The organism is Micromonospora sp. M71_S20 (genome assembly GCF_003664255.1).
Classification (GTDB): Bacteria; Actinomycetota; Actinomycetes; order Mycobacteriales; family Micromonosporaceae; genus Micromonospora.
Genome location: NZ_RCCV01000001.1, coordinates 1 through 18,605, shown reverse-complemented (window position 1 = coordinate 18,605; position 18,605 = coordinate 1). Strand labels below are relative to the sequence as shown.

The 18,605-nt window shown below is 74.6% G+C and carries 21 protein-coding genes; 15 read left to right on the top strand and 6 right to left on the bottom strand.

Features of this window, described 5'->3' with window-relative positions:
- Positions 1-100 precede the first annotated feature (100 nt).
- Genes argJ through argH form a run of 7 tightly spaced genes read left to right on the top strand, consistent with a single transcriptional unit; the run spans position 101 to position 7,819 of the window.
- Complete coding sequence (gene argJ / locus DER29_RS00105; RefSeq protein ID WP_121395181.1) at positions 101-1,273, top strand: bifunctional glutamate N-acetyltransferase/amino-acid acetyltransferase ArgJ; 1,173 nt, start codon at positions 101-103, stop codon at positions 1,271-1,273.
- Positions 1,270-2,283, top strand: a complete 1,014-nt coding sequence (gene argB, locus DER29_RS00100) for an acetylglutamate kinase (RefSeq protein WP_121395179.1) — start codon at positions 1,270-1,272, stop codon at positions 2,281-2,283. The genes argJ and argB overlap by 4 nt, the downstream gene beginning before the upstream one ends.
- Positions 2,280-3,653 carry an acetylornithine transaminase gene (locus DER29_RS00095; protein ID WP_121395177.1) on the top strand — a complete coding sequence of 458 codons (1,374 nt, stop codon included), beginning with the start codon at positions 2,280-2,282 and terminating at the stop codon, positions 3,651-3,653. Before argB ends, DER29_RS00095 begins: the two co-directional genes overlap by 4 nt.
- Complete coding sequence (argF, locus tag DER29_RS00090; RefSeq protein ID WP_121395176.1) at positions 3,650-4,627, top strand: ornithine carbamoyltransferase; 978 nt, start codon at positions 3,650-3,652, stop codon at positions 4,625-4,627. Before DER29_RS00095 ends, argF begins: the two co-directional genes overlap by 4 nt.
- Positions 4,624-5,139, top strand: a complete 516-nt coding sequence (locus DER29_RS00085; RefSeq protein WP_121395174.1) for an arginine repressor — start codon at positions 4,624-4,626, stop codon at positions 5,137-5,139. The genes argF and DER29_RS00085 overlap by 4 nt, the downstream gene beginning before the upstream one ends.
- Entirely contained in the window at positions 5,136-6,341 is a 1,206-nt protein-coding gene (locus DER29_RS00080; protein ID WP_121395172.1) for an argininosuccinate synthase, read from the top strand. Before DER29_RS00085 ends, DER29_RS00080 begins: the two co-directional genes overlap by 4 nt.
- 14 nt (positions 6,342-6,355) lie before the next feature.
- Positions 6,356-7,819 (top strand): argininosuccinate lyase, encoded by a 1,464-nt coding sequence (argH, locus tag DER29_RS00075; protein ID WP_121395170.1) that lies wholly within the window; start codon positions 6,356-6,358, stop codon positions 7,817-7,819.
- 41 nt (positions 7,820-7,860) lie between these two features.
- Here the strand turns inward: argH and DER29_RS00070 are convergent, their stop codons facing one another.
- Both DER29_RS00070 and DER29_RS00065 read right to left on the bottom strand, forming a co-directional pair.
- The gene (locus DER29_RS00070) at positions 7,861-8,217 is read right to left on the bottom strand and encodes an MmcQ/YjbR family DNA-binding protein (RefSeq protein ID WP_121398845.1); all 357 of its coding nucleotides are present in this window, start codon (positions 8,215-8,217) and stop codon (positions 7,861-7,863) included.
- Between the two features lie 50 nt (positions 8,218-8,267).
- Positions 8,268-8,684 carry a DNA-binding protein gene (locus tag DER29_RS00065; RefSeq protein WP_121395168.1) on the bottom strand — a complete coding sequence of 139 codons (417 nt, stop codon included), beginning with the start codon at positions 8,682-8,684 and terminating at the stop codon, positions 8,268-8,270.
- A gap of 200 nt (positions 8,685-8,884) precedes the next feature.
- Here DER29_RS00065 and DER29_RS00060 point away from each other — a divergent pair, with 200 nt between their 5' ends.
- The 4 genes from DER29_RS00060 to DER29_RS00045 all read left to right on the top strand — a co-directional run bounded on the left by DER29_RS00060 (position 8,885) and on the right by DER29_RS00045 (position 12,515).
- Complete coding sequence (locus DER29_RS00060; protein WP_158618948.1) at positions 8,885-9,853, top strand: phosphotransferase enzyme family protein; 969 nt, start codon at positions 8,885-8,887, stop codon at positions 9,851-9,853.
- Between the two features lie 137 nt (positions 9,854-9,990).
- Positions 9,991-10,620 carry a DNA-3-methyladenine glycosylase gene (locus DER29_RS00055; protein ID WP_370040231.1) on the top strand — a complete coding sequence of 210 codons (630 nt, stop codon included), beginning with the start codon at positions 9,991-9,993 and terminating at the stop codon, positions 10,618-10,620.
- A 165-nt stretch (positions 10,621-10,785) separates the two neighbouring features.
- Positions 10,786-11,895 carry an LLM class flavin-dependent oxidoreductase gene (locus tag DER29_RS00050; RefSeq protein WP_121395164.1) on the top strand — a complete coding sequence of 370 codons (1,110 nt, stop codon included), beginning with the start codon at positions 10,786-10,788 and terminating at the stop codon, positions 11,893-11,895.
- Positions 11,892-12,515, top strand: coding sequence for a CE1759 family FMN reductase (locus DER29_RS00045; RefSeq protein ID WP_121395162.1), 624 nt, complete (start codon positions 11,892-11,894; stop codon positions 12,513-12,515). Before DER29_RS00050 ends, DER29_RS00045 begins: the two co-directional genes overlap by 4 nt.
- A gap of 48 nt (positions 12,516-12,563) precedes the next feature.
- On the opposite strand, the gene DER29_RS00040 is transcribed toward DER29_RS00045, so the two are convergent.
- The 3 genes from DER29_RS00040 to DER29_RS00030 all read right to left on the bottom strand — a co-directional run bounded on the left by DER29_RS00040 (position 12,564) and on the right by DER29_RS00030 (position 15,103).
- Positions 12,564-13,445: a universal stress protein gene (locus DER29_RS00040; protein WP_121395160.1), complete on the bottom strand. Its 882-nt coding sequence runs from the start codon at positions 13,443-13,445 to the stop codon at positions 12,564-12,566.
- Positions 13,446-13,572: 127 nt separating this feature from the next.
- A complete protein-coding gene (locus DER29_RS00035) occupies positions 13,573-14,469 on the bottom strand; it encodes a universal stress protein (protein ID WP_121395158.1) in 897 nt (298 codons plus the stop codon).
- 49 nt (positions 14,470-14,518) lie between these two features.
- The gene (locus DER29_RS00030) at positions 14,519-15,103 is read right to left on the bottom strand and encodes a hypothetical protein (protein WP_233599594.1); all 585 of its coding nucleotides are present in this window, start codon (positions 15,101-15,103) and stop codon (positions 14,519-14,521) included.
- Positions 15,104-15,179: 76 nt separating this feature from the next.
- Between DER29_RS00030 and DER29_RS00025 the strand changes: the two genes are divergently transcribed.
- Positions 15,180-15,656 carry a cyclic nucleotide-binding domain-containing protein gene (locus DER29_RS00025; protein WP_121395156.1) on the top strand — a complete coding sequence of 159 codons (477 nt, stop codon included), beginning with the start codon at positions 15,180-15,182 and terminating at the stop codon, positions 15,654-15,656.
- A gap of 34 nt (positions 15,657-15,690) precedes the next feature.
- Here the strand turns inward: DER29_RS00025 and DER29_RS00020 are convergent, their stop codons facing one another.
- Positions 15,691-15,945: a hypothetical protein gene (locus DER29_RS00020; protein ID WP_121395154.1), complete on the bottom strand. Its 255-nt coding sequence runs from the start codon at positions 15,943-15,945 to the stop codon at positions 15,691-15,693.
- 96 nt (positions 15,946-16,041) lie between these two features.
- Between DER29_RS00020 and DER29_RS00015 the strand changes: the two genes are divergently transcribed.
- The 3 genes from DER29_RS00015 to DER29_RS00005 form a co-directional block, all read left to right on the top strand.
- A complete protein-coding gene (locus tag DER29_RS00015; RefSeq protein ID WP_121395152.1) occupies positions 16,042-16,524 on the top strand; it encodes a GNAT family N-acetyltransferase in 483 nt (160 codons plus the stop codon).
- 52 nt (positions 16,525-16,576) lie between these two features.
- The gene (locus DER29_RS00010; protein ID WP_121395150.1) at positions 16,577-17,221 is read left to right on the top strand and encodes a hypothetical protein; all 645 of its coding nucleotides are present in this window, start codon (positions 16,577-16,579) and stop codon (positions 17,219-17,221) included.
- 131 nt (positions 17,222-17,352) lie between these two features.
- A partial coding sequence (locus DER29_RS00005; RefSeq protein ID WP_148709955.1) for a hemolysin family protein occupies positions 17,353-18,605 on the top strand: 1,253 nt, incomplete at its 3' end.

Sequence of the window (18,605 nt, the reverse complement as noted above, 5' to 3'; positions counted from 1 at the left end):
CGCAGCGGAGCCCCGCAGTCGCGAACGAAGGAGTAAGCGCCGTGAGCGCGAGGAGTGCGGCGCGGCGGAGCCCCGCAGTCGCGAACGAAGGAGTAGCGCCGTGAGTGTCACGACTCCGCGGGGGTTCCGGGCGGCCGGGGTGGCCGCCGGGCTCAAGACCAGCGGCGCGAGCGACGTCGCGCTGGTCGTCAACGACGGCCCGGACGCCGGTGTCGCCGGCGTTTTCACCGCCAACCGGGTCAAGGCCGCGCCGGTGCTCTGGACCCAGCAGGTGGTACGCGGCGGCGTCGCCCGCGCCGTGGTGCTCAACTCCGGCGGCGCCAACGCCTGCACGGGCCCGGCCGGCTTCCAGGACACCCACGCCACGGCCGAGCACACCGCCGCCGCGCTCACCGGGGCCAGCGCACGGCTGATGCTGGGCGCCGCCGACGTGGCGGTCTGCTCGACGGGGCTGATCGGCGAACGGCTGCCGATGCAGAAGCTGCTCCCCGGCGTACGCTCGGCGATCCGCCGGCTGTCGCGCGACGGCGGCGCGGCGGCCGCCGAGGCCATCATGACCACGGACACCCGGCCCAAGACCGCGGTGGCCCGGGGGAGCGGCTGGACCGTCGGGGGCATGGCGAAGGGCGCCGGCATGCTCGCCCCGGCGATGGCCACCATGCTCTGCGTGCTGACCACGGACGCGGTGGCTGGGCCCGAGGCCCTCGACGCCGCCCTGCGGGAGGCGTGCCGGGTCACCTTCGACCGGATCGACTCCGACGGCTGCATGTCGACCAACGACACGGTGCTGCTGCTGGCCAGCGGCGCGAGCGGCATCGCCCCGACCCAGGCCGAGCTGACGGCCGCGGTCACCGCCGCCGCCCACGACCTGGCCCAGCAGCTCATCGCCGACGCCGAGGGCGCCACCAAGCAGATCGCCATCGACGTGGTCGGCGCGGCGAGCGAGGGCGACGCGGTCGAGGTGGGGCGGTCGGTGGCCCGCAACAACCTGGTGAAGACCGCGCTGTTCGGCAACGACCCGAACTGGGGACGGATCCTCGCCGCCGTCGGCACCACCGCCGCCGCGTTCGAGCCCGACGCGGTCGACGTCGCCGTCAACGGCGTCTGGGTGTGCCGCTCCGGCGCCGCCGCCGAGGACCGGTCGAAGGTCGACCTGACCGGCCGGGACGTCACCATCCGGATCGACCTGCACGCCGGTGCCGCCGAGGCCACGATCTGGACCAACGACCTGTCCCACGCGTACGTGCACGAGAACTCGGCCTACTCGACATGAACCTCTCCACCGACCTCACCCGCGCCCAGGTCAAGGCGGCCACGCTGATCGAGGCGCTGCCCTGGCTGGCCCGCTTCTCCGGCTCGACCGTCGTGGTCAAGTACGGCGGCAACGCCATGGTCGACCCCGAGCTTCAGCGCGCCTTCGCCGCCGACATGGTCTTCCTGCGCTACGCCGGCCTGCGGCCGGTCGTGGTGCACGGGGGCGGCCCGCAGATCTCCGCCATGCTCGGCCGGCTGGGCATCGCCAGCGAGTTCCGGGGCGGCCTGCGGGTCACCACGCCGGAGGCGATGGACGTGGTCCGGATGGTCCTGGTCGGCCAGGTCGGCCGGGAACTGGTCGGCCTGATCAACGCCCACGGCCCGTTCGCGGTGGGCCTCTCCGGCGAGGACGCCGGGCTGTTCACCGCCGTGCGGCGGCCCGCGTACGTGGACGGGGAACCGGTCGACGTCGGGCAGGTCGGCGACGTGGAGTCGGTCGACGTCTCGGCGGTCACCGACCTGATCGGGGCCGGACGCATCCCGGTGATCTCCACCGTGGCGCCCGACGCCGACGGCGTGCTGCACAACCTGAACGCCGACACCGCCGCCGCCGCGCTGGCCGTCGCCCTCGACGCCCGCAAGCTGGTCGTCCTCACCGACGTGCCGGGTCTCTACGCCGACTGGCCCGACACCGACAGCCTGATCAGCGAGATCACCGTCGACGAGCTGGCGGCGCTGCTGCCGTCGCTGTCCAGCGGCATGGTCCCCAAGATGGAGGCGTGCCTGCGGGCGGTGCGGCAGGGCGTGCCGGCCGCGCACGTCGTCGACGGCCGGGTCGCCCACTCCACGCTGCTGGAGGTCTTCACCTCGGAAGGATTCGGAACAATGGTCGTGAGCGCGAGGAGTGCGGGAGCGGAGCGACCAAGCCCCGCAGTCGCGAACGAAGAGGGTGCGGTGAGCGCGAGGAGTGCGGGAGCGGAGCGACCAAGCCCCGCAGTCGCGAACGAGGAAGGTTCTGTGCAGTCATGAGCACGCTCATCGAGCGCTGGGCACAGTCCATGATGGACAACTACGGTACGCCGCCGCTCGCCCTCGTCTCCGGCTCCGGCGCCGTCGTGGTCGACGACGCCGGCCGGGAGTACGTCGACCTCGTCGGCGGCATCGCGGTCAACGCCCTCGGTCACGCCCACCCGGCCGTGGTGGCCGCCGTGTCGAAGCAGGTCGCCACCCTGGGGCACGTCTCCAACCTCTACGTCGCCGAGCCGCCGGTGGCCCTCGCCGAGCTGCTGCTGGCCCTGGCCGGACGGCCGGGGCGCGTCTTCTTCGCCAACTCGGGCGCGGAGGCCAACGAGGCGGCGTTCAAGCTCTCCCGGCTCACCGGCCGCTCGCACGTGGTCGCCACCCGGGGCGGCTTCCACGGCCGGACGATGGGCGCGCTCGCCCTCACCGGCCAGCCGGCCAAGGCCGACCCGTTCCGCCCGCTGCCCGGCGAGGTGACCCACGTCGACTACGGCGACGTGGCGGCCCTGGAGGCGGCGGTCACCGACGCCACCGCGATGGTGATCCTGGAACCGGTGCAGGGGGAGAACGGCGTGGTGGTCCCGCCGGCCGGTTACCTGGCCGCCGCGCGCCGGATCACCGCCCGGCACGGCGCGCTGCTGGTGCTCGACGAGGTGCAGACCGGTGTCGGGCGTACCGGGCACTGGTTCGCGCACCAGGCCGAGGGGATCGAGCCCGACGTGGTGACCCTGGCCAAGGGGCTCGGCGGCGGGCTGCCCATCGGCGCCTGCCTGGCCTTCGGCCGCGCCGCCGAGCTGCTCGCCCCCGGTTCGCACGGCACCACCTTCGGCGGCAACCCGGTGAGTTGCGCCGCCGCCCTCGCGGTGGTGTCGACCATCGCCAGCGAGGGACTGCTCGACCACGTCAAGCGGGTCGGCGAGCGGCTGCGCCGGGGGATCGAGGCGCTCGGCCACCCGCTGGTCGACGGGGTACGCGGCGCGGGCCTGCTGCTCGGTGTGGTGCTGGCCGCGCCCGTCGCGAAGGTCCTCGCCGAGGCACTGCGGGAGGCCGGCTTCCTGGTCAACCCGGTGCAGCCCGGCGTGGTACGGCTCGCCCCGCCGCTGATCCTGACCGCCGCCCAGGCCGACGACTTCCTGGCCGCCCTCCCCGCCGCCCTCGACGCGGCGTCCCCGGCCGCCGCCGGCTCCGGCTCCGCTTCCCGCTCCGCGCCGGATCTTGGTAGGAAATGGCCCCTGGAGGGGCCGGAATCTACCAAGATCTCGGCGCCGCCCACCGCGTCCACGCCGCCCACGCCGTCCGCCGCGTCCACGCCCTCCACCGCGCCCACGCCCGCCGCGCCCACCGTGGCGATGCCGAGGACGACGGAGGCGGGGGCGTGATCCGGCACTTCCTGCGGGACGACGACCTGAGCCCCGCCGAGCAGTCGGCCGTGCTTGACCTCGCGGCGCGGATGAAGGCCGACCGGTTCGGTCACCGGCCGCTGGCCGGGCCCCGGTCGGTGGCGGTGCTGTTCGACAAGCAGAGCCTGCGTACGCGATTCTCGTTCGACGTCGGCATCGCCGAGCTGGGTGGGCACCCTCTCGTGGTGGACACCCAGGTCACCCACTTCGGGCGGGGCGAGACCCTGGCCGACGCCGGCCGGGTGCTGTCCCGCTACGTCGCGGCGATCGTGCTGCGTACCCACGGCGACGACCGGATCGCCGAGGTGGCCGACGGTGCCAGCGTGCCGGTGGTCAACGCGCTCACCGACGGCTTCCACCCCTGCCAGCTCCTGGCCGACCTGCTCACCGTCCGCGAGCACTGCGGCGGCACCGCCGGGCGGACGCTGGCCTACGTCGGCGACGCGGCGAACAACCTCGCCCACTCGTACCTGCTCGCCGGGGCGACCGCCGGCATGCACGTCCGGGTCGCCGGGCCGGCCGGCTTCGGCCCCGACCCGGAGGTGGTCGCCCGGGCCGCGAAGATCGCCGCCGGCACCGGGGGTTCGGTGCAGGCGCTGACCGACCCGGTCGCGGCGGTGGCCGGCGCCGACGTGGTCGCCACGGACACCTGGACCTCGATGGGGCAGGAGGACGACGGGCTGGACCGGATCACCCCGTTCCTGCCGTACCAGGTCAACGCCGCGCTGCTCGCCCACGCCACGCCCGACGCCGTCGTGCTGCACTGCCTGCCCGCGCACCGGGGCGAGGAGATCACCGACGAGGTGCTCGACGGCCCGCGCAGCGTCGTGTTCGACCAGGCGGAGAATCGGCTGCACGCCCAGAAGGCGCTGCTGACGTTCCTCCTCGGGGCCGCGCCCGCCGCCCCGGACGCGGCGGCGCCGGGCCTCGCCGCGACCAGGGAGACACCATGACCGCCCCGTTGACCCGCGCCGCCCGGCACGCCCGCATCGTCGAGCTGATCCGCGACAAGGCGATCCACTCGCAGACCGAGCTGGCCGACCTGCTCTCCGGCGACGGGATCCAGGTCACCCAGGCCACCCTCTCCCGGGACCTGAAGGAGCTGGGCGCGGTCACCGCGCGCGGCGGCGACGGGCGGGCCGTCTACCACATCCCCGAGGACGGCCACCGGCCGCTGCGCGACGCCGAGGCGGCCCCGGCCCGGCTGGTGCGGCTGCTGCGCGAGCTGCTCAACGGGGTCGACGCCAGCGGCAACATCGCCGTACTGCGCACCCCGCCGGGCGCAGCCCAGTACCTGGCCAGCGCGTTGGACCGGGCGGGCCTGCCCGAGATCGTCGGCACCATCGCCGGCGACGACACCATCCTCGTCGTGGCCCGCGAGGCCGTCGGCGGGGCCGCGCTCGGCGACAAGCTCGCCGGGTGGGCCCGCCGCGAAGAGAACGTCGAAGGGAACCCCACGCCATGACCGAGCGGGTCGTACTCGCCTACTCCGGAGGGCTCGACACCTCCGTCGCCATCCCGTACCTGGCCGACCGGACCGGCGCCGAGGTGATCGCGGTGGCGGTCGACGTCGGCCAGGGCGGCGAGGACCTCGACGCGATCCGGCAGCGCGCCCTGGACTGCGGCGCCGTGGAGTCCGAGGTGGTCGACGCGCGCGACGAGTTCGCCGCCGAGTACTGCCTGCCGGCCGTGCGCGCCAACGCGCTCTACATGGACCGTTACCCGCTGGTCTCCGCGCTGTCCCGGCCGCTGATCGTCAAGCACCTGGTGGCCGCGGCCCGCAGGCACGGCGGCACCATCGTGTCGCACGGCTGCACCGGCAAGGGCAACGACCAGGTCCGCTTCGAGGTCGGCCTCGGCGCGCTCGCCCCCGACCTCAAGATCGTCGCGCCGGCCCGGGACTACGCCTGGACCCGGGACAAGGCGATCGCCTTCGCCGAGGAGAAGGGGCTGCCGATCGACGTGTCGGCGAAGTCCCCGTACTCCATCGACCAGAACCTGTGGGGCCGCGCCGTCGAGACGGGCTTCCTGGAGGACATCTGGAACGGCCCGGTCGAGGACCTCTACTCGTACACCTCCGACCCGACGCAGGAGCGCGACGCCGACGAGGTCGTGATCACCTTCGACGCCGGCGTCCCGGTGGCGATCGACGGCGAGACCGTCACCCCGTACCAGGCGATCCTGGAGCTCAACCGGCGCGCCGGCGCCCAGGGCGTCGGCCGGCTCGACATGGTCGAGGACCGCCTCGTCGGCATCAAGAGCCGCGAGGTGTACGAGGCGCCCGGCGCGATCGCGCTGATCACCGCCCACCAGGAGTTGGAGGCGGTGACCGTGGAGCGGGACCTGGCCCGGTTCAAGCGTGGCGTCGACCAGCGCTGGGGCGAGCTTGTCTACGACGGCCTCTGGTTCTCGCCGCTGAAGCGCTCGCTGGACGCGTTCATCGACGACGCGCAGCGGCACGTCACCGGCGAGGTGCGGCTGACCCTGCACGGCGGCCGGGCCACCGTCACCGGACGCCGCTCCGAGGCCAGCCTCTACGACTTCGGCATGGCCACCTACGACACGGGGGACACCTTCGACCAGTCCCTGGCGAAGGGCTTCGTGCAGCTCTGGGGCCTGCCCAGCAAGATGGCCGCCGCGCGGGACGCCCGGCTGGGAGGCTGCTGACCATGGGCACCACAATGGGCGGCGTGGACGACAAGAGCCTGACCGAGAACAGTGCCGCCACCAACCGCACGAGCCTCTGGGGCGGCCGCTTCGCCGGTGGCCCCGCCGAGGCCCTGGCCCGACTGTCGGTGAGCGTGCAGTTCGACTGGCGGCTGGCCCCGTACGACATCGCGGCGTCCCGGGCGCACGCCCGGGTGCTCGCCGGGGCCGGCCTGCTCGACCCGGAGGAACTGGGCCGGATCCTCGCCGCCCTCGACGACCTGGAGGCCGCCTGCGCCTCCGGGCAGTTCCGTCCCACGGTCGACGACGAGGACGTGCACACCGCCCTGGAGCGCGGCCTGCTGGAGCGGCTCGGCAGCCTCGGCGGCAAGCTGCGCGCCGGCCGGTCCCGCAACGACCAGGTCGCCACCGACCTGCGGCTCTACCTGCGCGACCACGCCCGGGGCGTGGCCGGTCGGCTGGTCGAGCTGGCCGAGGCCCTGGTCGAGCAGGCCGAGCGGCACGTGGAGACCGCCGCACCCGGCATGACGCACCTGCAGCACGCCCAGCCGGTCACGTTCGGGCACTGGCTGCTGGCCCACGTGCAGCCGCTGCTGCGCGACCTGGAGCGGCTGAGCGACTGGGACCACCGCACGGCGATCAGTCCGCTCGGCGCGGGCGCGCTCGCCGGCTCCGGCCTGCCGCTGGACCCGGTGGCCGTCTCCAAGGAGCTGGGCTTCCGCACGTCCTTCGCCAACTCGATGGACGCGGTCGCCGACCGGGACTTTGTCGCGGAGTTCCTGTTCGTCACCGCGATGATCGGGGTGCACCTGTCCCGCCTCGGCGAGGAGGTGGTGCTCTGGACCTCGCAGGAGTTCGGCTGGGTGGAGCTGGACGACGCGTTCGCCACCGGTTCGTCGATCATGCCGCAGAAGAAGAACGCGGACATCGCCGAGCTGGCCCGGGGCAAGTCCGGCCGGCTCGTCGGCGGGCTGATGAGCGTGCTCACCATGCTCAAGGGCCTGCCCATGAGCTACGACCGGGACATGCAGGAGGACAAGGAGCCGGCCTTCGACGCGGTCGACACCCTGGAGCTGCTGCTGCCGGCGCTCGCCGGGATGATCTCCACGATGACCGTGCGCGCCGACCGCCTCGTCGCCGCCGCGCCGGTCGGCTTCTCCCTCGCCACCGAGGTCGCGGACTGGCTGGTGCGCCGCAACGTGCCGTTCCGCGACGCGCACGAGATCACCGGGAAGCTGGTGGCGCTCTGCGTGGCCCGCGACTGCGCCCTCGACGAGGTCAGCGACGACGACCTCGCGGCGGTCAGCGAGCACCTCGACCCGTCGGTGCGCGACGTGCTCTCGGTCCGCTCGGCGCTCGCCGCCCGGATCACGCCCGGCTCGACCGGTCCCGGGCCGGTCGCCGACCAGCTCGCCACCGCCGCCGACAAACTCGCCGGCTGGCGGGAGTGGGCCGCCGAGCGGGTCGTGCCCCGCTGAGTCGCCGATCTCCGCGCGGCGCCGCCGGCGTCGCGCGGGGATCAGCCCGCCGGGCGCTCCCGCTTCGGCAGCTTCGCCACCACCGCGTCGTACGACCCGTCGACCGCCTCGATCAGCTCCTCCTCGTCGATCCCGCCGGCCAGGCGCAGCGTGTTCCAGCCGGCGCGCCCGATGTACGGCGACGGCCGCGCGTCGCCCGGGTGCCGGTGCAGCCACTCGTCGGCCACCTCCCGGCTCGGGCCGCACTTCACCCCGACGGTCGGCTCGTCGCCGCCGGCGGAGCCGAGGAAGGCGAAGATCCGGCTGCCGACCTTCACCACCTCGTCGCCCTCCCACGGCTGGTCCAGCCAGGCCCCCGGCTTCCCCAGGCAGTACGCCAGCATCTCCTCGCGCGTCATCGCGTCCTCCTCGACACCGATCCCGCGCCCAGTCTCGTCCATCGGCGGCGTCATCCGGTGGTGGCGGTGCGGGCGGAGAGCCGTTCGAAGCGCTGCTTGGCGGCCTGCGCGCTGCCCAGCCCCAGCCCGTACGCGATCTGCTGCCAGGTCAGTCCGCGGCTGCGGGCCAGCGTGAACAGCCCCGCCTCCATCACGTCGATCTCGGCGCGCAGGTGTGGGACGAGGGTGAGCGCCGCGACGAGGTCCGCGTCGTCGACGGGCTCCTCGTCGGGCTCGGCCTCGGCTCCGCCGGCGGCCAGGGCGGTGACCAGCGCGACCGCCTCGTAGGCGTCCGGCATGTAGGGGTTGGTGTGCCGGCGGCGGCGCGCCTCGGTGCCGGCGTGCCGCTCGGTGATCCGGTGCAGCGCCTCGTAGGTGCGGTGGGCCCTGGCCCGGCTCGGGTCGGGACCGGTGAAGGAGTCGGTCATGCCCCGAGTACATTCCATCAACGTTCAGTTGTCAACAACTCGTTGATGCGTCCGTGCTGTCGGAGGGCGCATCTGCGGCGGTTCGCCGCTCGCCGGGGCGGTGCGGCCCGTCCGGTTCTGGCACGATGAGCCGTGGCGCGACGCGGTCAGCCGCCGCCGACCGCGACCCATCCGGACGGTCCAACGGGGGAGTGCGGCAGGTGACCGACGCGGCGACGAGCGCGCCGACCGGCGCGGAGCGGTCCCGGCCCGGCCATGGTCCCGACCGCGAGGTGTGCGCGCACTGGCGACTGACCCCGGGGCCGGTGCTGGGCGACCGCGTGACCGGAACGTGGCAGGTCACCCGGAACGATGTGGCGTTCGTGGTCAAGCACTTTGGCCCGTCCTTCCCGGACTGGCCCTACACGTTGCGGGTCGCGGCGGCGCTGCGCGCACAGGGCTGGCCGACGCCGGAACCGGTCGAGGAGCCGCTGGTGCGGCCCGACGGCACGTGGGTGTTGTTCCGCCGGTTGCCCGGCCGGTCCACGCGGCCGGTCGGTGCCGACGTGGCCATCGAGGGACGTGCCCGTGGGCGGCTGCTCGCCGAGCTGGACGCGTCCGCGTCCGCCACCGGCATCACCGACCAGCGGGGCGGGTTCACCGGTCCCGCCGAGCTGGTGGCCGACCCGGAGCTGGACCGCTGGCTACGGGTGCACGAGCGGGCCCGCCCGGACGAGGGACGGATCCTACGGGCCTGCCGCGACGCGGCGGTGGAGTGGCTCGCCGCCCTGCCCGCCCCGGACGTGCCCCACAGCGTGATCCACGGTGACTTCACGCCCTGGAACCTCCTCTACGACCACGGGCGGTTGACCGGCCTGCTCGACTTCGAGGCGACCCACCACACCTACCAGGTGGCCGACTTCGCGTTGTCCTGGCGCGGATACCACGACGACGTCCTCGTCGGCTACGACGAGGTGCGGCCCCTGTCCGACGTCGAGTGGAGGCTGGTGCGGCCGGTCTTCTGGGCGTGGCTGTTCATCGGGGTCAGGGACCTGCTGGCGGCCCACCACGGCGACGCCGGCCCCACCCGTCCGACCCTGGACCTGGAGTGGGGGATCCGCCACCTGCGAAAGCACTCGCCCCTGCTGGCGAGGAAGTCCGACGTGCCGGAGCTGCCGGTCCCCGAGTGACCCGCCCCCGCGTGGAGTGAGGCCCGTGGCATCGTGCTTCCGCTCCCACACAGCCGGGGGCCGGTGAAACATTCCGGCCGTGCCCGCATCCGGGTCGGGTTGCCCCGTCCCAGGGGCCGGATAGGGTCGTGCTCGTGGTGGCGTACTCCGACCGCCGTCCCGCCGATCTCGCGGGGCTGGCCGACCTGCTCGCCGGCCCGGTGGTGCCGGCCGCCCGGGGCCTGCTCGGCTGCCGGCTGACCGCCGGCGACGTGACCGTCCGGATCACCGAGGTCGAGGCGTACGCCGGGACGGCCGGTGACCCGGCCTCGCACGCGCACCGGGGCCGCACCCCGCGCAACGCGGTCATGTTCGGCCCGGCGGGGCACGCCTACGTCTACTTCACCTACGGCATGCACTGGTGCATGAACGTCGTCACCGGGCCCGACGGGGAGGCCTCGGCGGTGCTGCTGCGCGCCGGCGAGGTGGTCGACGGCGTCGAGGCGGCCCGGGTGAGGCGCCCCGCCGTACGCCGGAACGTCGACCTGGCGCGCGGGCCCGCCCGGCTCTGCGCGGCGCTGGGCATCGACCGGAGCGCCTACGGCCGCTGGCTGCTCGGCGACGGCCCCGTCCGCCTGGGCCCGGCCGACGCCCCGGTGCCCGCGGACGCGGTCGCCGCCGGGCCCCGGGTGGGCGTGACCGGGGCGCACGACGTGCCGTGGCGGTTCTGGATCGCCGGCGACCCGACCGTGAGCGCCTACCGCCGGCACGTGCCGCGTAGCCGTTGACCTGGCCGGGGGTACCCGCCGCGCGATCGACGCGGACGGCGTGACGGGCGTGACGGCGGCCACCGGCGGTGCCTCCGGCGGCGGAATAGTTGACTCGTCAAATATGTTGTGCGGTGCGTCCGGGAGCCGCAGCGGCCCCGGCCGGGACAACGCGAGGAGCTGGTCATGCAGTTCGGAGTCTTCACCGTCGGCGACGTCACGGTCGACCCGACCACCGGTCGCGAGCCGACCGAGCATGAGCGGATCAAGGCGATGGTCACCATCGCGCTCAAGGCCGAGGAGGTCGGCCTGGACGTCTTCGCCACCGGCGAGCACCACAACCCGCCGTTCGTGCCGTCGTCGCCGACCACCATGCTGGGCTTCGTCGCGGCCCGCACCGAGCGCCTGCTGCTCTCCACCGCCACCACGCTGATCACCACCAACGACCCGGTGAAGATCGCCGAGGAGTACGCGATGCTCCAGCACCTCGCCGACGGCCGGGTGGACCTGATGATGGGACGCGGCAACACCGGGCCGGTCTACCCGTGGTTCGGCCAGGACATCCGCAACGGCATCCCCCTTGCCATCGAGAACTACGACCTGCTGCACCGGCTCTGGCGCGAGGACGTGGTCGACTGGAAGGGCCGCTTCCGCACCCCGTTGCAGTCGTTCACGTCGACGCCGCGTCCGCTCGACGGCGTGCCGCCGTTCGTCTGGCACGGCTCGATCCGCAGCCCCGAGATCGCCGAGCAGGCCGCCTACTACGGCGACGGCTTCTTCGCCAACCACATCTTCTGGCCCAAGGAGCACACGCAGCGGATGGTCGGGCTCTACCGGCAGCGCTTCGCGCACTACGGGCACGGCTCCGCCGACCAGGCCATCGTGGGCCTCGGCGGGCAGGTGTTCATGCGGCGCAACTCGCAGGACGCGGTGCGGGAGTTCCGGCCGTACTTCGACAACGCCCCGGTCTACGGGCACGGCCCGTCGCTGGAGGAGTTCACCGCGCAGACCCCGCTGACCGTGGGCAGCCCGCAGCAGGTCATCGACCGCACGCTGGGCTTCCGCGACTACGTCGGCGACTACCAGCGCCAGCTGTTCCTCATGGACCACGCCGGCCTGCCCCTGAAGACCGTGCTGGAGCAGCTCGACCTGCTCGGCGAGGAGGTCGTACCCGTGCTGCGCAAGGAGTTCGAGTCGCTGCGCCCGGCGCACGTGCCCGCCGCGCCCACCCACGCGTCCCTGCGCGACGCCGCCGGGACCCCCGCCGACCGGGCCGGGGCGGAGGCCGGCCGATGACCCGCCGCACCCTCGCCGTGGTGTCGGCCGGGCTGGGGCGGCCCTCGTCGACCCGGCTGCTCGCCGACCAGCTCGCCGCGGCCGCCCGCGACGAGCTGGCCCGGCGCGGCGACGACGTCGACGTACGCCCCGTCGAGCTGCGCGAGCACGCCCACGACATCGTCAACCACCTGCTGACCGGCTTCCCGTCGCCCGCGCTGCGGGAGGTGCTCGACACGGTCACCGGCGCCGACGGGCTGATCGCCGTCACGCCGATCTTCCACGCCTCGTACAACGGGCTGTTCAAGTCGTTCTTCGACCTGGTCGAATCCGGCGCGCTCGCGGACCGGCCGGTGCTGGCCGGCGCCACCGGCGGAACGGCCCGGCACTCGCTGGCGCTGGAGCACGCCGTCCGGCCGATGTTCGCCCACCTGCGGTCGGTCGTGGTCCCCACCGCGGTCTTCGCCGCCCCGGAGGACTGGTCCGCCGGCGCCGCCGACGGTGCGCTGCGGGCGCGGATCGTCCGCGCCGGCAGCGAGCTGGCCGAGCAGGTCCACCGACGCCCGCCGTCCACCGGCCCCGCCGACCCCTTCGCCCTCACGACCAGCTTCGACGAGCTCCTCGGGGGTCGGGACCACTGACCGCCGCCGGCCCGCCGACCCCGCCCGGGGCCGGCGGGTCGGGGCACGTCAGCGGGCGTGACCGTACGGGCGGGCCACCAGCACCGGGCAGTGCGCGTGCTGCACGAGGGCCTGGCTGACCGAGCCGAGCAGCAGCCCGGCGAACCCGCCCCGGCCCCGGGAGCCGACCACCACCAGCGCCGCGTCCTCGCTGGCCTCGACAAGCGCCTGCTCGGCCTTCGGTGCCCGGAGCAGCCGCCCCTCGACGGCCAGCCCCGGGTGGCTGCCACGGACGGCCGCCGCGGCGGTGGCCAGCAGCTCGGCCGAGTCCGCGTGCGCGGCGGCCTGCGTCTCCGTCACCTCGTCCGCCGCCGGGCGGTCCCCGTCCGGCGGCTGGACGTGCACCAGCACCAGCCCGTCGCCACGGCGGGCCGCCTCGTCGGCCGCGTACCCGACCGCCAGCTCGGCGGGCTCCGACCCGTCGACCCCGACCAGCACCGGCCCGGCGACCGGGATCGGCTCCTCGGCGGGGCGCACCACCAGCACGGGGCAGTGCGCGTGGGCGGCCACCTGCGTGCCGACCGAGCCGAGCAGCAGCCCGGCGAAGCCGCCCAGCCCTCGGCTGCCCACCACCACCAGCTCGGCCCGCCGGGACTCCTCGACCAGCGTCGCACCCGGCCCGCCCGCCACCTGGCGCACCTCGACGGTCAGCCCCGGGCAGCGCCCGGCGAGGTCGGCGGCCGTGCGTTCCAACATCTTCTGCGCCTCCTCGGTCGGCGCCGGCAACCCCACGTCGTACGGGTTGAGCGGCACGCCGTAACCGAGCGGGTGCAGGTAGCCGTGCACCAGGTGCAGGGGGCGGGACCGCAGCACGGCGGCCCGCGCGGCGTGCTCCGCCGCCAGCAGGCTCGCCGGCGATCCGTCCACACCCACCACCACGGGTCGGTTCATCAGCCCTCCCAGAGATCGATCAGGCCATTGTCGGCGCGGCACCGCCGACCCGCCGGCATTTGCGTCGACGCCGTCGTGCCGGCCGGGGGAGCGGCCGGCGCGACGGCGTCGCGGTGCGGTGACCGGGTCAGGACGCGTCGGCCCGCTTCGGGTGCCGCACGATCACCAGCGGGCAGTGCGCGTGGTGCAGCACCGCGTGGCTGACCGAGCCGAGCAGCAGCCCGCCCAGCGCGCCCCGGCCGCGCGCCCCCACGACCACCAGCTGGGCGTTCTTCGACTCCTCGACCAGCACGCCGCCCGGGGAGCCCCGGACCAGCCGGTGCTGCGCCGGCACGTCGGGGTAGCGCTCGGCGAAGCCGGCGACGGCCTCCGCGAGGGCGCGTTCCTCGTCCGCGGCGAAGGCGTCCAGGTCGTACGCCAGGGGCAGGACGTCACCCGGGCCGACCGGCGTGGGGTAGAGCCAGGCCTGCACCGCGACCAGCGGGGCACCCCGGCGGCTCGCCTCCTCGAAGGCGAACGCGACGGCCTCGAGGGAACACTCGGAGCCGTCGACACCCACCACGACCGGGCCGTCGGCGCGCTGCTCGCCGCGCACCACGAGGACGGGGACCTGCGCGTGGGCGGAGACCTGCACGGTGACGGAGCCGAGCAGCAGCCCGACGAAACCGCCCAGGCCCCGGTGGCCCAGCACCAGCAGGGCGGCGTCCCGGGACTCCCCGAGCAGGACGGGGGTCGCCGCGCCGTCGACCACCACGCCGGTCACCGGCACGTCCGGGGCGGTCCTGTTGGCCTCGGCGATGGCCTCGGCGACGTACCGCTCGGCCTGGTTGCGTAAACCGGCGCCGGCCGGCGCGCCCTCGGCGGCACCGAGCGGGGCGCGCGTCAGGGGCCAGATGAAGGCGTGCACGACCCGCAGCGGGCGCTGTCGCTGCGCCGCCTCCCGCGCCGCCACCCGGACCGCGTCGAGCGCGGCGGCCGAGCCGTCGACACCCACCACGACGGGGGCACCGGTGTTGATGGTCATCGGCTCCTCCTTCGTCCACGTTCAGCATGCTCCATCCGCACGCTACCGGTCAGAGGCGGTCGTCCCGACCAGCGGGACCTTGGTCCCGAATCGCAGACCGACGGTCACCGGCCGGGCTATCCGCCCCCGGCGCGCGCCGCCCGCTCCGGCCGACCCCGGCCGCAGCACTCAGGCCCGGGGCGGCGTCCGCCGCGGTGCCGTGGGGCCGCGTCCCGGGGCGCAGCGTCCCCCGAGGTGGTGTCCGCCGGGGCTCGGCGAGCAGCAGGTCGGCCGGGACCACGTCGCCGGCCTCGACCCGCACCAGGTCACCACGGACGAGGTCGGCGGCGGGCAGGACGACGTCCCGGCCGTCCCGGACGACCCGGGCGGTGGGCGCGGCGAGCTGGTCCAACGCGGCGATCGCCCGGTCGGCGCGGACCTCCTGCAAGACGCCGATGGCGGTGTTCACCAGCACCACCAGCACGATCACCGCGGTGTCCGGGTAGTCGCGCAGCACGGCGGTGACCACGGCGGCGGCCAGCAGCAACGCCACCAGCGGGTCGCTGAGCTGGTGCAGGACGCGGCCGCCCAGGTGACGGCGGGCCGGCGCGCCGTGCGACCCGGGACCAACGGCCCTGCCGCCCACGGCCGGCATGCGGTGCGATGGGAGCCGGCACGACCCGTCGCAGGATCCGGCCACCGCCGGCCCGGTTCGACGAGAGGGGCACCGCATGACCACTCTGGACGTACTGCGCGCGCATCCGTTCCTCGCCGGGCTGCCCGAGCCGTGGCTGCCCCGGCTCGCCGGGCACGCCCGGCCGGTGGTCTGGCACCCCGGGCACCGGCTGTTCCGGGCCGACGGGCCGGCGGAGCGCTTCTGGCTGGTCCGCACCGGCCGGGTCGCGCTCGACTTCGCGGTGCCCGGCCGGGGCGACGTGGAGATCGAGACGATCGGCGCGGGCGGGGTGCTTGGCTGGTCGTGGCTGTTCCCGCCGTACCGCTGGCAGTTCGGGGCGGTGGCCGCGCAGCGCAGCACGGCGGTGGAGTTCACCGCCGAGGGGGTGCGCCGGCTGATGGAGTCCGACGACGCGCTCGGCCGGCAGTTGACCACCCGCTTCATGAGCGTCGTGGTGGACCGGCTGCACGCGGCCCGGGGCCGGCTGCTCGACCTCTACGGCTACCCGGTGGGCGCCCCGCCCGCCGGCTGATCCGTCCGGCCCGCGCCACTGTGGACGCTGTCCGTCATCCCTCGCCGACCGGCCGGCCGCCAACCACCAGCTCATCGACCTCCAGCCTGCCGATGCGCAGCTCGCGGACGACCGCCCGGCGGATCGCCAGCCGCCCGATCGCGAGCGCGCCGACGGCGACGGCACCACAGGCCAGCGCCCCCACGGCCAGCGCCCCGACCGACGCCGCCCCCGCCGCCCGCGCGCCCGCCGCCGCCGCCCCGGTGGCGCTCGTCCCGACCACCCGCGCGCTCCGTACCGTTCGTCCCATCCCGCCATTGTCGGCGCACCGCCGGCGCCGTGCGACCGGATCGTGCGCACCCGACCCGCGATCCGATTGTCGGTGGTGGGTCCTATCCTCGGGCCCGTGACCGCCGAGCTGCACCTGCGTCCCGTGCGCGACGACGACCTGCCCCTCTTCTTCGCCCACGAGCAGGACGCGGAGGCCAACTGGATGGCCGCGTTCGGGCCGGAGGACCCGGCCGACCGGGAGCGGTTCGACGCCCACTGGCGGCGCGTGCGCGCCGACGAGCGGATCGTCCCCCGCACGGTGGTCGTCGACGGCGAGGTCGTCGGCCACGTGGTGGCCTTCCCCGTCGGCGAGCAGACCGAGGTCAGCTACTGGATCGACCCGCGACGCTGGGGGCGGGGGCACGCCACGGCGGCGCTCGCCGCGCTGCTGCGCGAGCTGCCCCAGCGGCCCGTGCACGCCCGCGCCGCCAAGGACAACCGCGCCTCGCTCGCCGTGCTGCGCAAGTGCGGCTTCGTCGTCACCGGCGAGGACAAGGGGTACGCCAACGGCCGGGGCACCGAGGTGGAGGAATGGGTGCTGGAGCTCGCCGGCGACTGACCCGCCGCCGCCCGCCGGGTCACCGCGTCCGCGCGAGCACTACTCTCGCGGGGTGAACTGGCTGGAACTGATCGGCTGGACCGGCTCCGCGCTGCTGGTCTGGTCGCTGCTGCAGACGCGCATCCTCCGGCTGCGTGCCCTGAACCTGGTCGGCTGCCTGATCCTGATCGGTTACAACGCCGCCGTGCAGGTCTGGCCCATGGTCGGGCTGAACGTCGTGCTCGCCGTGATCAACGTCTGGTACCTGCGGACCATGCTCGCCACCCGCCACGACGAGGCCACCTACCAGGTGGTCGAGGTCGGGGTCGACGACCAGTTCCTGGCCCACACGCTGAGTGTGCACGCCGCCGACATCGCCCGGTTCAACCCCGGCTTCCGCTGGCCCCCCGGCACCGCCGCCGAGCGTTCGGCGTTCCTGGTCGTACGCGCCGACGAGGTGGTCGGCGTGGTGCTGTCGCACGCCGAGGCCGACGGCGTGGCGCAGGTCGACCTCGACTACGTGACCCGACGGTTCCGGGACTTCACCCCCGGCGAGTTCGTCTACCGGCGCAGCAGCCTCTTCACCGACCGCGGCTTCCACCGGGTGATCACCCCGCCCGGCATGGTCGCCCCGTACTACCACCGGCTCGGCTTCCGCCCTGAGGGCCGCTCGTACGTCCTCGACCTGCCCGCTCCGCCGGTCGCCCGGCGGGCCTGATCACATCGGGGACCGGATGAGGATTCGCCGGTCGGCCCGGTGGGCACAGACTGGCCTACGCCGGCCGTGACCCTCGGCCGGCGGTGCCCGTCGTGCCGGCGGGCACCTGTCCCGCGTGAGGAGAGCCGGGCGTGCAGAGCATCTGGACCCAACTGGCCCTGGTCGGTGTCCTGGTCATCCTCAACGCGGTCTTCGCCGGCAGCGAGATGGCACTGGTCTCGCTGCGGGACAGCCAGATCCAGCGGCTGGAACGCACCAGCCGGGCCGGCCGGGTGCTGGCCCGGCTCGCCAAGGACCCGAACCGCTTCCTGGCCACCATCCAGATCGGGATCACCCTCGCCGGCTTCCTGGCGTCGGCCGCGGCGGCGGTGTCGCTGGCCAAGCCCCTCGTGCCGCTTCTCAGCGCGCTCGGCGGCGCCGCCGAGACCGTCGCGATCGTGGTGGTCACCCTCGCGTTGACCTTCGTCACCCTGGTCTTCGGCGAGCTCGCCCCGAAGCGGATCGCCATGCAGGCCGCGGAGCGGTGGGCGCTGCTGGTCGCCCGCCCGCTCGACCTGCTGGCGTCCGTGACCCGGCCGGCCGTCTGGGCCCTCGGCGCCACCAGCGACCTGGTGGTACGCCTGGTCGGGCTCAACCCGAAGCACGAGCCCGACGAGATCGGCCCCGACGAGCTGCGGGACATCGTCGCCGGCAACCACGGCTTCACCAAGGAGCAGCGGACCATCATCGCCGGCGCCGTCGAGATCGCCGACCGGCAGCTGCGGGCGGTGCTCGTACCCCGGTTGCAGGTCTTCACGCTCGACAGCGGCACCACGGCGGAGGCCGCGCGGCTGTTGCTGGCCGCCACCGGCCACTCCCGGGCGCCGGTGGTCCGGCACGGCGGCCTCGACGACGCGGTCGGCGTGATCCACCTGCGTGACCTCGTCGGCGTCCCCGAAGACCGGCCGGTCGACGAGTGCGCGCGCCCGCCGATGCTGCTGCCGGACTCCCTGCCGGTGGTGGACGCGCTGCGGCAGTTCAAGGCCGAACGCCAGCACATCGCCCTGGTGGTGGACGAGCGGGGCGCCGTCGACGGCATCGTCACCCTGGAGGACATCCTCGAGGAGATCGTCGGGGAGATCTACGACGAGACCGACCGGGACGTGCGCTCCGTGCGCACCGAACCGGACGGCGCGATGTGGCTCCCCGGGACCTTCCCCGTGCACGACCTGGCCGATCTCGGTGTCGAACTGCCCGGCCGCCCCGGCGGCGACTACACCACCATCGCGGGTCTCGTGCTCGCCTGCCTCGGCCACATCCCCACCGTGGCGGGGGAGAGCGTCGTCGTGGACGGATGGGAACTGGAGGTGACCCGCATCGACCACCGCGCCATCGCCGGGGTCCG

Coding starts and splice junctions, on each gene's coding strand:
- DER29_RS00070 (WP_121398845.1), bottom strand. CDS start 8,217: ATGACGCGCGAGGAGATGCTGGCGTACTGCCTGGGGAAGCCGGGGGCC.
- DER29_RS00065 (WP_121395168.1), bottom strand. CDS start 8,684: ATGACCGACTCCTTCACCGGTCCCGACCCGAGCCGGGCCAGGGCCCAC.
- DER29_RS00080 (WP_121395172.1), top strand. CDS start 5,136: ATGACCGAGCGGGTCGTACTCGCCTACTCCGGAGGGCTCGACACCTCC.
- DER29_RS00035 (WP_121395158.1), bottom strand. CDS start 14,469: ATGACCATCAACACCGGTGCCCCCGTCGTGGTGGGTGTCGACGGCTCG.
- argH (WP_121395170.1), top strand. CDS start 6,356: ATGGGCGGCGTGGACGACAAGAGCCTGACCGAGAACAGTGCCGCCACC.
- DER29_RS00095 (WP_121395177.1), top strand. CDS start 2,280: ATGAGCACGCTCATCGAGCGCTGGGCACAGTCCATGATGGACAACTAC.
- DER29_RS00030 (WP_233599594.1), bottom strand. CDS start 15,103: ATGCCGGCCGTGGGCGGCAGGGCCGTTGGTCCCGGGTCGCACGGCGCG.
- DER29_RS00040 (WP_121395160.1), bottom strand. CDS start 13,445: ATGAACCGACCCGTGGTGGTGGGTGTGGACGGATCGCCGGCGAGCCTG.
- DER29_RS00050 (WP_121395164.1), top strand. CDS start 10,786: ATGCAGTTCGGAGTCTTCACCGTCGGCGACGTCACGGTCGACCCGACC.
- DER29_RS00085 (WP_121395174.1), top strand. CDS start 4,624: ATGACCGCCCCGTTGACCCGCGCCGCCCGGCACGCCCGCATCGTCGAG.
- DER29_RS00025 (WP_121395156.1), top strand. CDS start 15,180: ATGACCACTCTGGACGTACTGCGCGCGCATCCGTTCCTCGCCGGGCTG.
- DER29_RS00045 (WP_121395162.1), top strand. CDS start 11,892: ATGACCCGCCGCACCCTCGCCGTGGTGTCGGCCGGGCTGGGGCGGCCC.
- DER29_RS00020 (WP_121395154.1), bottom strand. CDS start 15,945: ATGGGACGAACGGTACGGAGCGCGCGGGTGGTCGGGACGAGCGCCACC.
- argB (WP_121395179.1), top strand. CDS start 1,270: ATGAACCTCTCCACCGACCTCACCCGCGCCCAGGTCAAGGCGGCCACG.